14 protein-coding genes are annotated in these 13,748 nt (G+C 59.8%); 2 read left to right on the top strand and 12 right to left on the bottom strand.

The genetic code is table 11. The annotated features are described in order from the left end of the window. Positions 1–141: 141 nt before the first annotated feature. The 4 genes from thrC to xerD all read right to left on the bottom strand — a co-directional run bounded on the left by thrC (position 142) and on the right by xerD (position 4,750). Positions 142–1,551, bottom strand: coding sequence for a threonine synthase (gene thrC, locus NTD81_RS21060; protein ID WP_262184706.1), 1,410 nt, complete (start codon positions 1,549–1,551; stop codon positions 142–144). 64 nt (positions 1,552–1,615) lie between these two features. Further along, positions 1,616–2,920: a homoserine dehydrogenase gene (locus NTD81_RS21055; protein WP_262184705.1), complete on the bottom strand. Its 1,305-nt coding sequence runs from the start codon at positions 2,918–2,920 to the stop codon at positions 1,616–1,618. A 111-nt stretch (positions 2,921–3,031) separates the two neighbouring features. Next, positions 3,032–3,757: a thioredoxin fold domain-containing protein gene (locus NTD81_RS21050; RefSeq protein ID WP_262184704.1), complete on the bottom strand. Its 726-nt coding sequence runs from the start codon at positions 3,755–3,757 to the stop codon at positions 3,032–3,034. Positions 3,758–3,853: 96 nt separating this feature from the next. Then, positions 3,854–4,750 carry a site-specific tyrosine recombinase XerD gene (gene xerD, locus NTD81_RS21045; protein WP_262184703.1) on the bottom strand — a complete coding sequence of 299 codons (897 nt, stop codon included), beginning with the start codon at positions 4,748–4,750 and terminating at the stop codon, positions 3,854–3,856. Positions 4,751–4,854: 104 nt separating this feature from the next. On the opposite strand from xerD, the gene NTD81_RS21040 reads away from it, so the two are divergent. Beyond that, the gene (locus tag NTD81_RS21040) at positions 4,855–6,657 is read left to right on the top strand and encodes a cation:proton antiporter (protein WP_262184702.1); all 1,803 of its coding nucleotides are present in this window, start codon (positions 4,855–4,857) and stop codon (positions 6,655–6,657) included. A 44-nt stretch (positions 6,658–6,701) separates the two neighbouring features. On the opposite strand, the gene NTD81_RS21035 is transcribed toward NTD81_RS21040, so the two are convergent. The 6 genes from NTD81_RS21035 to ffh all read right to left on the bottom strand — a co-directional run bounded on the left by NTD81_RS21035 (position 6,702) and on the right by ffh (position 10,779). Further along, on the bottom strand, positions 6,702–7,115 hold the full coding sequence (locus NTD81_RS21035) for an acyl-CoA thioesterase (protein WP_262184701.1): 414 nt from the start codon (positions 7,113–7,115) through the stop codon (positions 6,702–6,704). 156 nt (positions 7,116–7,271) lie between these two features. Continuing rightward, the gene (gene rplS, locus NTD81_RS21030; protein ID WP_262184700.1) at positions 7,272–7,622 is read right to left on the bottom strand and encodes a 50S ribosomal protein L19; all 351 of its coding nucleotides are present in this window, start codon (positions 7,620–7,622) and stop codon (positions 7,272–7,274) included. 41 nt (positions 7,623–7,663) lie between these two features. Next, entirely contained in the window at positions 7,664–8,416 is a 753-nt protein-coding gene (gene trmD, locus NTD81_RS21025; protein WP_262184699.1) for a tRNA (guanosine(37)-N1)-methyltransferase TrmD, read from the bottom strand. Between the two features lie 5 nt (positions 8,417–8,421). Beyond that, a complete protein-coding gene (rimM, locus tag NTD81_RS21020) occupies positions 8,422–8,958 on the bottom strand; it encodes a ribosome maturation factor RimM (RefSeq protein ID WP_262184698.1) in 537 nt (178 codons plus the stop codon). 5 nt (positions 8,959–8,963) lie between these two features. Next, the gene (gene rpsP, locus NTD81_RS21015; protein WP_262184785.1) at positions 8,964–9,215 is read right to left on the bottom strand and encodes a 30S ribosomal protein S16; all 252 of its coding nucleotides are present in this window, start codon (positions 9,213–9,215) and stop codon (positions 8,964–8,966) included. A gap of 190 nt (positions 9,216–9,405) precedes the next feature. Continuing rightward, positions 9,406–10,779 carry a signal recognition particle protein gene (gene ffh, locus NTD81_RS21010; RefSeq protein WP_262184697.1) on the bottom strand — a complete coding sequence of 458 codons (1,374 nt, stop codon included), beginning with the start codon at positions 10,777–10,779 and terminating at the stop codon, positions 9,406–9,408. Between the two features lie 155 nt (positions 10,780–10,934). Between ffh and NTD81_RS21005 the strand changes: the two genes are divergently transcribed. Continuing rightward, a complete protein-coding gene (locus NTD81_RS21005; protein ID WP_262184696.1) occupies positions 10,935–11,735 on the top strand; it encodes an inner membrane protein YpjD in 801 nt (266 codons plus the stop codon). 41 nt (positions 11,736–11,776) lie between these two features. Here NTD81_RS21005 and NTD81_RS21000 read toward each other — a convergent pair whose 3' ends face one another. Then, on the bottom strand, positions 11,777–12,535 hold the full coding sequence (locus NTD81_RS21000) for an SGNH/GDSL hydrolase family protein (RefSeq protein ID WP_262184695.1): 759 nt from the start codon (positions 12,533–12,535) through the stop codon (positions 11,777–11,779). Further along, positions 12,535–13,716 carry a formate-dependent phosphoribosylglycinamide formyltransferase gene (gene purT, locus NTD81_RS20995; protein WP_262184694.1) on the bottom strand — a complete coding sequence of 394 codons (1,182 nt, stop codon included), beginning with the start codon at positions 13,714–13,716 and terminating at the stop codon, positions 12,535–12,537. Before purT ends, NTD81_RS21000 begins: the two co-directional genes overlap by 1 nt. Positions 13,717–13,748 lie beyond the last annotated feature (32 nt).

Below are 13,748 nucleotides of genomic sequence, written 5' to 3'. Positions count from 1 at the left end.
GCTTATTCAATGGCACAGGCGTCCGGCAAAACAGAGCGATGGCGGACAACAACCGGCGTAAAGCTGCCTCCGCGCGGTTTTATTGCGCGCAGAAACAACAAACCCGCCATATAGGCGGGTTTGTTTAACGCAAGCTAAGCCTTACAGCGGCTTACCGCGATTGCCATGCTGAGCGACAAAGCCCTGCACGGTTTTCAGGTCGTTGGCCAGTACGGTGCAACGCTCTGGGCGCTCGAACAGATCGCTCAGGTGCGCAGGCAGTGCCGGTACGGCAGCGATGCCGGCCTTCTCGACTGCTTCCGGGAATTTCACCGGGTGCGCCGTGCCCAGCACCACCATCGGCGTGCTCAGGCTACGGCGGCACTCGCGAGCCGCGTGCACGCCAATGGCGGTGTGCGGGTCGAGCAGCTCACCGCACTCTTGGTAAACCTGAGCGATGGTGGCGCAGGTTTGCTCGTCGTCCACGGCCAGGGAGTCGAACAGCTTGCGCGCTTCGCTCCAACGGTCTTGCTCCACGCTGAAACCGCCACCTTGCTTGAAGGTATCCATCAGCCCGGCAATCGCTGCGCCGTTGCGACCGTGCAGGTCGAACAGCAGGCGCTCGAAGTTGGACGAGACCATGATGTCCATCGACGGCGACAGGGTCGGGTGCAGGGTGTCCTTCACATACTGATTGCCGCTCATAAAGCGGTGCAGGATGTCGTTGCGGTTGGTCGCCACGATCAGCTGGCTGATCGGCAGGCCCATGTTGCGCGCCAGGTAACCGGCGAAGATGTCGCCGAAGTTGCCGGTCGGCACCGAGAACGCGATGGAGCGCGCCGGGCCGCCCAGCTGCAGGGCCGCGTGGAAGTAATAAACGATCTGGGCCATGATCCGCGCCCAGTTGATCGAGTTCACCGCCACCAAGCGCGTGCCCTTGAGGAAGCCCTGGTCAGCGAAGCTGGCCTTGACCATCTCTTGGCAGTCATCGAAGTTACCTTCGATGGCGATGTTATGGATGTTGTCGCCCAGGATGGTGGTCATCTGCCGGCGCTGCACTTCAGACACCCGGTTGTGCGGGTGCATGATGAAGATGTCGACGTTCTCACAAGCCTTGCAGCCTTCGATGGCCGCCGAGCCGGTGTCACCGCTGGTGGCGCCCATGATCACCACGCGCTCATTGCGCTTGGCCAATACGTAGTCGAGCAAGCGGCCGAGCAGCTGCAGGGCGAAATCTTTAAAAGCCAAGGTTGGCCCGTGGAACAGCTCCAGCACCCACTCGTTGCCGTTGAGCTGACGCAGCGGCGCCACCGCGTTGTGGGCGAATACGCCGTAGGTGTCTTCAAGGATCTTCTTGAAGTCGGCATCCGGGATGCTGCCGGTCACAAACGGGCGCATCACTTTAAAGGCCAGCTCGTGGTACGGCAGGCCGGCCCAGGAGGCGATCTCTTCTTGGGTGAAGCGCGGCAGGTTTTCAGGTACGTACAGGCCGCCATCACTGGCCAAACCGGCGAGCAGGACGTCTTCGAAATTCAGGGCCGGAGCCTGGCCACGGGTACTGATATAACGCATGGGACAAACCTTCGATTCGAATCGGGTAAAGCCGCTGCTGCGCACAACAGCGGCCAACTAGGGATTAGTTCAGCTGCTCGACGCGGATGCGCACCACGCTGCCGACCACATCATCCAGCGCTTCCAAGGCAGCAATCGCCTCGTTGATTTGCGCTTCAACCACACGGTGAGTGACCAGGATCATCGGCACCAGACCGTCCTGCTCCTCGACTTCCTTCTGCATGATCGACTCGATGTTGATGCCACGGGCCGAGAGGATGCTCGCTACTTGCGCCAGCACGCCCGGATGGTCTTTGGCCTGGATGCGCAGGTAATAGGCGCTCTCGCAAGCCTCGATCGGCAGGATCGGGTGATCGGACAAGGAATCCGGCTGGAAGGCCAGGTGCGGGACGCGGTTGGTTGGGTCGCTGGTCAGGGCGCGAACCACATCAACCAAATCCGCCACCACCGACGAAGCCGTCGGCTCCATGCCGGCGCCGGCACCGTAATACAGGGTGCTGCCAGCAGCGTCGCCATTGACCATCACCGCGTTCATCACGCCATTGACGTTGGCGATCAGGCGATCCGCCGGGATCAGCGTCGGGTGTACGCGCAGTTCGATACCGGCCTCGGTGCGACGTGCCACACCCAGGTGCTTGATGCGATAGCCCAGCGCTTCGGCGTAGTTGACGTCAGCGGTGGTCAGCTTGGTGATGCCTTCGGTGTAGGCCTTGGCGAATTGCAGCGGAATACCAAAGGCGATGGAGGCCAGGATGGTCAGCTTGTGCGCCGCGTCGATGCCTTCCACGTCGAAAGTCGGGTCGGCTTCGGCGTAACCCAGGGCTTGGGCTTCGGCCAGCACGTCGTCAAAGGTACGGCCCTTCTCACGCATTTCGCTGAGGATAAAGTTACCGGTGCCGTTGATGATCCCGGCCAGCCAGTTGATGCGGTTTGCCGCCAGGCCTTCACGGATCGCCTTGATCACCGGAATACCGCCGGCCACTGCCGCTTCGAAGGCCACGATAACGCGCTTCTCGCGGGCTTTAGCGAAAATTTCATTGCCGTGCACGGCGATCAGCGCCTTGTTGGCAGTGACCACGTGTTTGCCGTTTTCGATGGCTTTGAGCACCAGATCTTTGGCCAGGGTGTAGCCGCCAATCAGCTCAATCACGATGTCGATTTCAGGGTTGTTGACCAGCTCGAATACATCGCTGGTGGTGCTAATACCGGTAATGTCGCACTGAGGGTTGGCCGAACGCAGCGCAATTTGCGCCACTTCAATGCTGCGCCCAGCACGCCGAGCAATTTCCTCAGCGTTGCGCTTAAGCACGTTAAAGGTACCGCCACCGACGGTGCCTAACCCACAGATGCCTACTTTGACCGGTTTCACACTGAACTCCCCATCTGCACTGCATAAAACGGCCGCAGCAAGCTGCGGCCAAGAAGAAAGAGCCGCACATTACGAAGCGGCTGTTTGATAGTCAATCAACCCGGCGTGGGCTTAATTGGCTTCCAAAGCGACTTTGGCCAGGATTGGTGCAGGCTGGTAGCCTGGAATCATCTTGCCATTAGCCAGAATGATCGCCGGCGTGCCGCTCACGCCCAAGGACAGACCGAGGTTGTACTGCTTGGCCACTGGGTTATCGCAAGTGGCATCCGGCACGCCCTTCTGGGTCTTGGCGCGGGTCATGGCCGCTTGGCGGTCTTTGGCGCACCAGACGTTGGCCAGTTCTTTGGCCGCTGGGCTGTTCAGGCCCTGACGCGGGAAGGCCACATAACGCACTTCAACGCCCAGTTTATTGAGCTCGCTCACTTCGCTGTGCAGCTTCTGGCAGTAGCCGCAGTCGGTATCAGTGAAGACCGTGATATGGGTCTTCGGCTTGTCGCCGGCGAACACCACCATTTCCGAGGCGGGGATGGCGTTGATCAGCTTGGCCACACCGCGCATTTCCGCGCCTTCGGTGAGGTTGACCGCCTTGCCGTCTTTGATCTGATACAGGTTGCCCTGCAGCAAGAACTTGCCATCGGCGCTGGAGTACAGCTGGCGGCCACCGGTCAATTCGATTTGGTAAACACCTGGCATCGGCGCCTCGGCGATAGCCTCGATGGTCATCTCCGGATCCAGTGCTTTCAAGGTGCTGCGGATAGCGTCACCCGCGTCAGCGGCGAAGACACTATGGCTGGCCAGGCCGATGGCCAACGTCATAACAATGCGCTTGAAACCCATACCAACTCCTATAACTACGGACGCGTGGGAAAAATTTGCCACAGCCTACCATATAAGGCCGCCCACACCGACCACAGCGAGCGGCCACCGGGCGATTCAGCCGCGTGGATGGTGCTGCGCGTGCAGCTCTTGCAGACGCGCGCGGGCGATATGGGTATAGATCTGCGTGGTCGACAAATCACTGTGGCCCAAAAGCATCTGCACCACCCGTAAATCGGCGCCATGGTTGAGCAAATGAGTGGCAAAAGCATGGCGCAAGGTATGCGGCGACAGACTTTTGCTGATCCCAGCCACCTGCGCCTGATGCTTGATGCGGTGCCAGAAGGTCTGCCGGGTCATTTGCTCGCCACGATTACTGGGAAACAGCACATCACTGGGCCGGCCAGCGAGTAAAAATCCGCGGGCCTCGCGGCTGTAGCGCTCAATCCAGTTAATCGCTTCCTCGCCCAGCGGCACCAAGCGCTCCTTGCTGCCTTTGCCGTAAACGCGCAGTACACCCTGACGCAGGTTGACCTGCTCGAGGGTCAGGCCGATCAGCTCACTGACGCGCAAGCCACAGGCATACAAAACTTCGAGCATGGCGCGATCACGCAGGCCAATGGGGTCATCCAGGTCCGGCGCCGCCAGCAACGCCTCCACATCGGCCTCAGATAGCGACTTGGGCAGTGGCCGGCCGATTTGCGGCAAATCCACTTGCAGGGTTGGATCAAGCTGAATCAGCCCTTCGCGCAGCAGGTAACGGTAAAAGCCACGCAAACCTGATAACAATCGCGCGGTAGAGCGCGCTTTGTAGCCGGCGTTCAGGCGCCAGGCCAAATGGTCGAGCAGCACATCACGGCCAGCGCTGGGCAACTGCACGCCGCGCTCATCCAGCCAGCCATTAAATAACGCCAGGTCGCTGCGGTAGGCCACGCGGGTGTGGGCCGACAAGCCTTTCTCCAGCCACAGAGCCTCAAGGAAGCGATCGATCAGGGGATGGTCAAGGGCGGACATAGATTCTCAAACCGGCGGTGAAGGCAAAACGCAAATAATTCAGTGAACCGACTAGCGGCTGACTAGTCTTTCATAGCCCGCTCAGACAAGGAACAGGAGCATTAATGAACGAGACTCAGATTCTATTGGCCTTTGGCGGTATCGGACTGGCCGCCCTCGCCTGCCAATGGCTGGCTTGGCGCCTGAAGCTGCCGGCGATTTTGTTTTTGCTGCTAAGCGGCATTCTCGCCGGCCCCGTCTTGGGCTGGCTCAATCCGCAGGAGCTGTTCGGCCCACTGCTGATGCCATTGGTGTCGCTGTCCGTAGCCTTGATTCTGTTCGAAGGCAGTCTGACCCTGCACCTTTCGCAGTGGCGCGAGATTGGCAGCGTGGTGCATCGCCTAGTGACCATTGGCGCGCTGTCCACCTGGGTGGTGATCACCCTGGCCACCCACTGGCTGCTCGGCTTTGACTGGCTGTTGGCGCTGCTGCTGGGCACCCTGACCCTGGTCACCGGGCCGACGGTGATCGTGCCCATGCTGCGGGTAGTCCGTCCGCGCGCCTCGATTGCCAATATCCTGCGCTGGGAAGGCATCGTCATCGACCCCATCGGCGCGTTGCTGGCCGTGGTGGTGTACAGCTTTATTATCGCCAGCGCCTCGGGCGAAGGGCTCAAGCACAGCCTGCTGGTGTTCGCCGGAGTGATTGCCTGCGGCACGCTGCTGGGCATTGCCGGTGGCTGGTTGCTGGGCGTGGTGCTGCGCCGCCAATGGCTGCCGGAATACCTGCATAACCTCGCTGCGCTGGCGGCGGTGCTGGGGATTTTTATCGGCTCCAACCAAATCATGCATGAGTCCGGTCTGCTTGCCGTGACCCTGATGGGCATGTGGCTGGCCAATATGCGCGGCGTCGATGTGCGCCACATCCTGCACTTCAAGGAGAACCTCAGCGTCTTGCTGATCTCCGGGCTGTTTATCCTCCTCGCCGCGCGGCTGGACCTAAGCGCCATGCTGGCCTTGGGGCCACTGGTATTGATTCTGCTGCTGGTGATTCAACTGATCGCCCGCCCGCTGAATATTCTGATCTCCACTGCCGGCTCCAACCTCAACTGGCGTGAGCGCGCCCTGCTGGCCTGGATCGCCCCACGGGGCATCGTCGCCGCGGCGGTGTCGGCGATCTTCGCCATTCGCCTGGATGAAGCAGGCTATGAAGGCGCGCTGCTGCTGGTGCCCCTGACCTTCGCTGTCATCATCGGCACCGTGGTGTTGCAGAGCGCCACCGCCCGGCCTATCGCCCGTCTGCTCAAGGTCGCAGAGCCCGCCCCCAGCGGCTTCCTGATCGTCGGCGCAAATAGTCCGGCACGGCAGATCGGCAAAGCCTTGCAGCAACTGGGCAGCCGCGTTCTGCTCACCGACTCCAGCTGGGAAAACATCAGCGCCGCGCGCATGGAGGGCCTGCCGACCTACTTCGGCAACCCCGCCTCGCAGCACGCCGATGCGCATTTGGATTTGATTGGTCTGGGCCATCTGTTGGCGCTGTCGCCTTCAGGCGAGCTGAACACCCTGGCCGTGATGCGCTTTCGCCACGACTTCGGTGATCAGCGCCTGTTTAGCCTGGCCAATAGCCAAGAAAGCCGGCGCAGCGACAAGCACCGCACCAGCCATAAACATCGCGGCAAGCTGTTGGGTAACGACAGCCTGAGTTACAGCAAGCTGGCCAGCTTACTCGCCCAAGGCGCGGAGTTTTACAGCACCACGCTGACCGAAGGCTTCACCTGGCAGGACTACCAGGCCCTGCACGGTGAGCGCGCGACCCTTCTGTTCGCCCGCGACACCAGTGGCTGGGTGCATGTGCTCAGTAGCGACAGTCAACTGCAACCAAACGCGGGCTGGACACTGTTAGCCCTGATTCAGCCGCCAGCGCCATAACCCCCGCCGCTAACGCCAGCCGCAAGCTGGCGTTAGCTCAGGCACTAAGCTGGGAAGCCTGGCAGCACCGGCACCGGACGCTTATCGGCGTCGATGGCGACAAAGCTGAACACCCCGTGGATAGCCTTCTCCCGGCCATCGCTGTGCATGCTCTCGACAAACACTTGCACCTCGACCTTAAGGCTGGTGTTGCCAACTTTGACCACGCGGCCGATCAACTCGACGATGGAGCCGGCGGCAATCGGGTGATTGAAATCAATGCGGTCGGTGGACACCGTCACCAACGGCAAGCGGCAAAAACGAGTGGCCGCGATAAACGACACTTCATCCATCCAGGCCAACGCGGTGCCACCAAACAGGGTGTTGTGGTGGTTGGTGGTCGGCGGAAACACCGCCTTGGTCACGCGGGTTTCCGACAACTCACTGCGCCGCTGAATCTCTTGCTCTCTGGGGGTCATAGCACTGCACCTGCAAATATCGAATGAGGGGCCACGGTGCGGTGCCGGTTGTTGTCGTTGTATTCACGCACGAAGGACACGTAAGCCAAACAAAAAACACCCTGCCCAGAAACGCAAAAAGCAGCCCTTAGGCTGCTTTTTTCAGAAAAATCAGACTTAGCTGAGTTTTTCCTTGATGCGCGCTGCTTTACCGGACAGGTCACGCAGATAGTACAGCTTGGCTTTACGCACGTCACCGCGGCGCTTAACAGTCAGGCTGTCAACCAGCGGGCTGTAAGTCTGGAAAGTACGCTCAACGCCAACACCGCTGGAGATCTTACGAACAGTGAAAGCACTGTTCAGACCGCGGTTACGCTTGGCGATAACAACGCCTTCGAAAGCCTGCAGACGCTGACGGTCGCCTTCTTTCACTTTCACTTGAACAATAACAGTGTCACCCGGAGCAAAAGTCGGGATCTCTTTGCTCATCTGTTCAGCTTCGATCTGCTGAATGATTTTGTTGGTCATGCTGCGCTCCTAAGACGGGCCTTTGGCCGGTCATCGATACGTTAACTATCGTCCCGCTGGCGGATGTATTCCTCCAGCAGCTTGTGTTCTTCTCCAGAAAGCGAGCGGCTTTCCAGAAGATCAGCGCGTCGTTCCCAGGTCCTACCTAAGGACTGCTGTAAACGCCAGCGCCGGATGTGTTCATGGTTGCCGCTAAGCAGCACCTCGGGAACACGTTTATCCGCATACACCTCCGGGCGTGTGTAGTGCGGACAGTCGAGCAAGCCATCCGTAAAGGAGTCTTCCTCGGCCGAATCGGCATGACCCAATGCACCAGGCAAGAGGCGCGTTACCGCGTCGATCAGCACCATAGCTGGCAGCTCACCGCCAGACAGGACGTAATCCCCAATCGACCATTCTTCATCGACATGCGCTTCGATAAAGCGCTCATCAATGCCTTCGTAGCGGCCGGCAATCAGGATTAAAGCGTCCTCATTGGCCAGTTCGCGTACTGCTGACTGAGTCAGCGGGCGACCTTGCGGAGAAAGGTAAATCACCTTGCCCGCACCACCGGTTGCCTGCTTCGCCTCAAGCAAAGCGTCTTCCAGCGGCTTGATCTTCATCACCATGCCAGGACCACCGCCAAATGGCCGATCATCCACAGTGTGGTGCCGGTCACTGGTGTAGTTGCGCGGATTCCAGCAGGTCAGTTGCAACAAGCCCTGCTTTACCGCTCGGCTGGTAATGCCGTATTCACTGATGGCGGAGAACATTTCCGGAAACAGCGTGATGACTTCAACGCGCAGATTTGGCATCAGGCTTAGAAGTCCGCGTCCCAGTCCACCCGCATTTCGCCAGCGGCCAGATCAATCGAAAGCACACATTGCTCGGTATAGGGCAACAAGCGCTCGCGGTCATCCAGGCTGTCGAGACAGGGCTTAACCACCATCACATCGTTGGCGCCGGTCTCAAACAAGTGATCGATTTTGCCGAGCAGTTGCCCTGCTTGATCGATAACCTTAAGACCTTCCAACTGATACCAGTAGTAGTCGCCATCGCTTAGATCTGGCAGGGCGTCACGGGGGACGCAAATCTCAAAACCGGCGTAAGTACGGGCGATTTCGCGATCATCCAAACCCTTGAGTTTGGCTACCAGGACTTTGCCTTGCAAACGTCCACTGGCTACTTCAACTTGCTTAACCTCACCGTCACGCTTAAGCGTCCAGCGAGGATAATTGAGCACGTTGGTCAAGGGTTCGGTAAAGGAATAGACCTTCACATCCCCTTTCACGCCATGCACCGAAACAATCTTACCGAGAACCACGAGGTCCTCGGTGGGGGCTGGCGTCATGCTCATAATGCTTAGGCTGCAGCCTTAGCAGCTTCCTTCAGCAGCTGAGCAACGCGCTCAGACGGCTGTGCACCTTGGCCGAGCCAGTAAGCGGCACGCTCTTGGTTCACGGACAGTTTAACTTCTGCACCCGAAGCGATCGGGTTGAAGAAGCCAATGCGCTCAACGAAGCGGCCATCGCGAGGATTGCGGCTGTTGGTCACGGTCAGGTGGTAAAATGGGCGCTTTTTGGAGCCGCCACGGGCAAGACGGATGGTTACCATTGAACTTCGTTCCTGTAGTCGGTGCTGCAAAACTGAAATGCAAGCATAGGGCACTAGGCCCGAAAGGCCGCATATTCTAAGGATTATCCGGCTTTTTGCAAATTTCTTTTTCAAGCCGCCGGTCGGTACAAGCTGTAAGCCATGCTGATCAAGTCTCCCCAGCACGGCCTGCAACCCTTATTACTGCCTATTACATCTTGGGTAGGCCGCCCGGCATCATGCCACCAATGCCGCGCATCATTTTCGCCATCCCGCCTTTGGCAGTGAATTTCTTCATCATCTTCTGCATTTGTTTGTGCTGCTTGATCAAGCGGCCAATGTCCTGCACCTGAGTGCCGGAGCCCAAGGCAATGCGGCGCTTGCGCGAACCGCTGATGATGTCCGGATCGCGTCGTTCAGCCGGGGTCATCGAATTAATGATGGCCTCCATTTGCTTGAACTGCTTCTCCGCGGCGCCCTGGGCATTGCCCATTTGCGCCATGTTCATGCCGCCCAGTTGCGGCAACTTGTCCATCAGGCCGCCTAAGCCGCCCATGTTTTTCATTTGCTGCAGCTGATCGCGGAAGTCTTCGAGATCGAAGCCCTTGCCCTTCTTCAGCTTCTTGCTGAGTTTCTCGGCTTTTTCCCGGTCCAGGGTCTGCTCAGCCTGTTCGATCAGACTGAGCACGTCACCCATGCCAAGGATGCGCGAGGCGATCCGATCCGGATGGAATGGCTCCAGCGCCTCGGTCTTCTCACCCATACCGATAAACTTGATCGGCTTACCGGTGATATGACGTACCGACAGCGCAGCACCGCCACGAGCGTCGCCATCGACTTTGGTCAGCACCACGCCGGTAAGCGGCAGCGCCTCGTTAAAAGCTTTGGCGGTATTGGCGGCGTCCTGACCGGTCATGGCATCGACCACGAACAGCGTCTCGACCGGCTTGATCGCCGCGTGCAGGGCCTGGATCTCAGCCATCATCTCGGCGTCGATGGCCAAGCGACCGGCGGTATCCACCAGCACCACGTCGATAAACTTGAGCTTGGCTTCTTTAATCGCCGCCTCGGCGATGGCCACCGGCTTCTGGCTGATATCGGACGGGAAGAAGGTCACGCCGATATCGTTGGCCAGGGTTTCCAACTGCTTGATCGCTGCCGGACGGTAAACGTCGGCCGAAACCACCAACACCGACTTCTTCTTACGCTCTTTCAGGAAGCGCGCCAGCTTGCCCACGGTGGTGGTTTTACCCGCACCTTGCAGACCGGCCATCAGCACCACCGCTGGCGGTGCGGCGTTAAGCGCGAGATCTTCGTTGGCTGCGCCCATCAGCTCTTCCAGCTCGGCACGCACCACTTTGACGAAGGCTTGGCCTGGAGTCAGGCTTTTCGACACCTCGGTGCCGACCGCACGGTCTTTGACCTTATTGACGAAGTCCTTGACCACCGGCAACGCCACGTCGGCTTCCAGCAAGGCCATGCGCACTTCACGCAAAGTGTCCTTGATGTTGTCTTCACTGAGCTTGGCTTTGCCAGTGACATTACGCAGGGTCTGCGAGAGGCGGTCGGTCAAATTTTCGAACATGCGTGTTCCTTTCAGGCTCACGGGAGCCGAGGGTGGTCTTGCAACAGGTCGCGGATTATAGCGAAGACTGCCGCACACCGACACCGCCTGACGCTTTCGTGGCGTCGCGGTTGTATGCCACACTGCTGTTTTCCCGGGTAATTTTGCTAATAAATATGCAGCCAATGCTCCCCAGCCTCGCCGCCGCCTGCCTTTATGCCGGTGCCGCACTCTATCAAGGTCTGCGCCTGAATCAGGGCAGCAACGTTCACCGCACCCTGCTGATCAGCCTCGCCACCCTCGGTCTGCTGCTGCACGTTGGCAGCCTCTGGCACCAGATGTTTACGGGCAGCGTGCTGGCACTGGACTTCTTCAATGCCGCCAGCTTGGTCGCCGCCGCAGTGATTTTCCTCACGCTCATAGCGTGCATCCGCATCCCCGTGGAAAACCTGCTGATCTTTATGCTGCCGCTAGGCGTGATCACCGTGCTGCTGGCTGAGTTTATGCCCACCGGCACCTCTCAGATCATCGATGAAGAGCCCGGCATCCTCGCCCACATTCTGCTGTCGCTGACCGCTTATGGACTGCTGACCATCGCCGTCTTCCAGTCCTTGCTAGTGCTCTTGCAGGACTACCAGCTCAAGCACAAACGCCCATCGCGACTGATCAAAAACTTCCCGCCACTACAAACCATGGAAAGCCTGATGTTTGGTTTCCTTTGGGGTGGCTGGCTGACCCTGACCCTGTCGCTGGTGTCTGGCGCGCTATTCGTGCAGGACTTGTTCGCTCAACACCTGGTGCACAAGACCTTCTTCTCGCTGTTTGCGTGGATTCTGTTTGCCGTGCTGCTGTGGGGCCGCCATCAGCTCGGCTGGCGCGGACACAAGGCGATTCGCTGGACCCTAGCCGGCTTCTGCCTGCTGATGCTGGCCTACTTCGGCAGTAAGCTGGTGCGCGAATTTATCCTGCATATCTAAGCCCTGTCCTATCAGGCCAAGTCCAATCCTTGGCCTGAGCGCTAGCGCAACTCTTCTAAGCCCAGCTCAGCCGCCAACGCTTGCGCCCATACCCGATAGCCTAAGACCGAGGGGTGATAGCCATCCTCGGCGAGAAACTCGGCGGTAAATTCCAGCTGAAGCGGATGGTGACTGGCACCTAACTGCCCGGCCACACGCCCTAAGCAGCCATCCAGCAACCTGGCCCGGGCGCCTAATAAGCGCCGCAGCAACCAGGGCAAGGCGGTGAAATGCTCAAGCGGCGGCACCGCACAAAAAGCCACGCGCGCGCCCTGCTGCTGCAACGCTTGCGCCATACCCGCCTGGGCCTGGCACCAGCTGTGCAAAGAAGATAAATGACTGCTGTCGTTGACGCCCAAGGCCAGCACAGCCAGATCAACCGGCTGCCTTAACACCTGGGGTAGCAGACGCTGCTGCGCTTGCGCGGCGGTGATGCCGTTTTCGCCCAGCGCCTGCCAATGCACTGGCCGTCCGCAGCGCACGGCCAAAGCCGCGGCCAGCTGCCCAGCGAGGGCATCCGCCTGACTGGCAACGCCCACTCCGGCGATGGTCGACTCCCCCAGCAATAATAGTCGCAGCGGCTTCGCCACGAACTGCGCTCCCGCCACGCCCTGCTGCGGACCTGCCGCAGGCGGCAGGCGCAGTGCATGACGACGGGTATGTAGCGCCAGCGGCAAGGCGACGGGGGCCAACACCAGCAACCCCAACCACCAGGCCCAGGCTTTAAGTCCTGAGCCTTTAAGCGCTTGGCGCGCCGGCATTACAGCTCGATGGTGACGGCTTGGGCCGCACGCGTAGCTTTGGCGCGGGCCGCCTCAAGCGACTCATCACGCGCCAGGGCCACGCCCATGCGGCGCTGACCGCTGACTTCGGGCTTACCGAACAAGCGCAGCATGGTGTCTGGCTCAGCCAGAGCCGCACCGAGGTTGCCGAAGCTGACCTGAGTCGACTCGCCTTCCACCAGCACCACCGCCGAGGCGGATGGACCGAACTGGCGAATCACCGGGATCGGCAGACCGAGAATGGCCCGCGCATGCAGGGCAAACTCAGACAGATCTTGCGAAATCAGGGTAACCAAACCGGTGTCGTGGGGACGCGGCGAAATCTCGCAGAACCACACCTGATCGCCCTTCACAAACAGCTCCACGCCAAACAGACCGCGACCACCCAAGGCGCCGGTCACTGCCAGAGCGATACGCTCGGCCTCAGCCTGGGCTTGCGGGGTCATGGCCTGCGGCTGCCAGGATTCCTGGTAATCGCCTTTGACCTGACGGTGGCCAACCGGCGCACAGAAGGTGGTGCCGCCGCTGTGGCGCACGGTAAGCAAGGCAATTTCGTAATCGAAGTCGATAAAGCCCTCGACGATCACCCGGCCTTTGCCAGCGCGACCGCCGGCTTGCGCGTAATCCCATGCGGCTTGCAGGTCGTCGATGCTTTTCAGCACGGACTGACCTTTGCCCGAGGAGCTCATGATCGGCTTGATCAGGCACGGGAAGCCAATCTCTTGCACGGCGGCCTGGCACTGCTCGAAGGAGTCGGCGAAGCGGTATGGCGAAGTCGGCAGGCCCAGCTCTTCAGCAGCCAGACGCCGAATCCCCTCGCGGTTCATGGTCAGCTGCGCAGCGCGGGCGCTGGGGATCACGGTGTAGCCCTCGTTTTCCAGCTCAACCAGAGTAGCCGTGGCGATGGCTTCGATTTCCGGAACAATGTACTGCGGTTTTTCCAACTCGATCACCGCACGCAGGGCGTCGCCATCGAGCATATTGATCACATGGCTGCGATGGGCCACCTGCATGGCCGGCGCATTGGCGTAACGATCCACGGCAATCACCTCTACCCCCAGGCGTTGCAGCTCGATCACCACTTCTTTACCCAGCTCGCCCGAGCCACACAGCAGCACACGGGTGGCGCTCGACGATAAAGGGGTTCCAATACGGGGCATGGCGACTCCTCAAACTAATCAATAAAGGATGG

The sequence above is a fragment of the Pseudomonas sp. 5P_3.1_Bac2 genome (assembly GCF_025465995.1).
Classification (GTDB): domain Bacteria; phylum Pseudomonadota; class Gammaproteobacteria; order Pseudomonadales; family Pseudomonadaceae; genus Aquipseudomonas.
Note: the sequence above shows the minus strand (reverse complement) of the source record. Positions and strands in the feature narration are given on the sequence as shown.

Coding starts and splice junctions, on each gene's coding strand:
- thrC (WP_262184706.1), bottom strand. CDS start 1,551: ATGCGTTATATCAGTACCCGTGGCCAGGCTCCGGCCCTGAATTTCGAA.
- NTD81_RS21050 (WP_262184704.1), bottom strand. CDS start 3,757: ATGGGTTTCAAGCGCATTGTTATGACGTTGGCCATCGGCCTGGCCAGC.
- xerD (WP_262184703.1), bottom strand. CDS start 4,750: ATGTCCGCCCTTGACCATCCCCTGATCGATCGCTTCCTTGAGGCTCTG.
- NTD81_RS21040 (WP_262184702.1), top strand. CDS start 4,855: ATGAACGAGACTCAGATTCTATTGGCCTTTGGCGGTATCGGACTGGCC.
- NTD81_RS21035 (WP_262184701.1), bottom strand. CDS start 7,115: ATGACCCCCAGAGAGCAAGAGATTCAGCGGCGCAGTGAGTTGTCGGAA.
- rplS (WP_262184700.1), bottom strand. CDS start 7,622: ATGACCAACAAAATCATTCAGCAGATCGAAGCTGAACAGATGAGCAAA.
- trmD (WP_262184699.1), bottom strand. CDS start 8,416: ATGCCAAATCTGCGCGTTGAAGTCATCACGCTGTTTCCGGAAATGTTC.
- rimM (WP_262184698.1), bottom strand. CDS start 8,958: ATGAGCATGACGCCAGCCCCCACCGAGGACCTCGTGGTTCTCGGTAAG.
- rpsP (WP_262184785.1), bottom strand. CDS start 9,215: ATGGTAACCATCCGTCTTGCCCGTGGCGGCTCCAAAAAGCGCCCATTT.
- ffh (WP_262184697.1), bottom strand. CDS start 10,779: ATGTTCGAAAATTTGACCGACCGCCTCTCGCAGACCCTGCGTAATGTC.
- NTD81_RS21005 (WP_262184696.1), top strand. CDS start 10,935: ATGCAGCCAATGCTCCCCAGCCTCGCCGCCGCCTGCCTTTATGCCGGT.
- NTD81_RS21000 (WP_262184695.1), bottom strand. CDS start 12,535: ATGCCGGCGCGCCAAGCGCTTAAAGGCTCAGGACTTAAAGCCTGGGCC.
- purT (WP_262184694.1), bottom strand. CDS start 13,716: ATGCCCCGTATTGGAACCCCTTTATCGTCGAGCGCCACCCGTGTGCTG.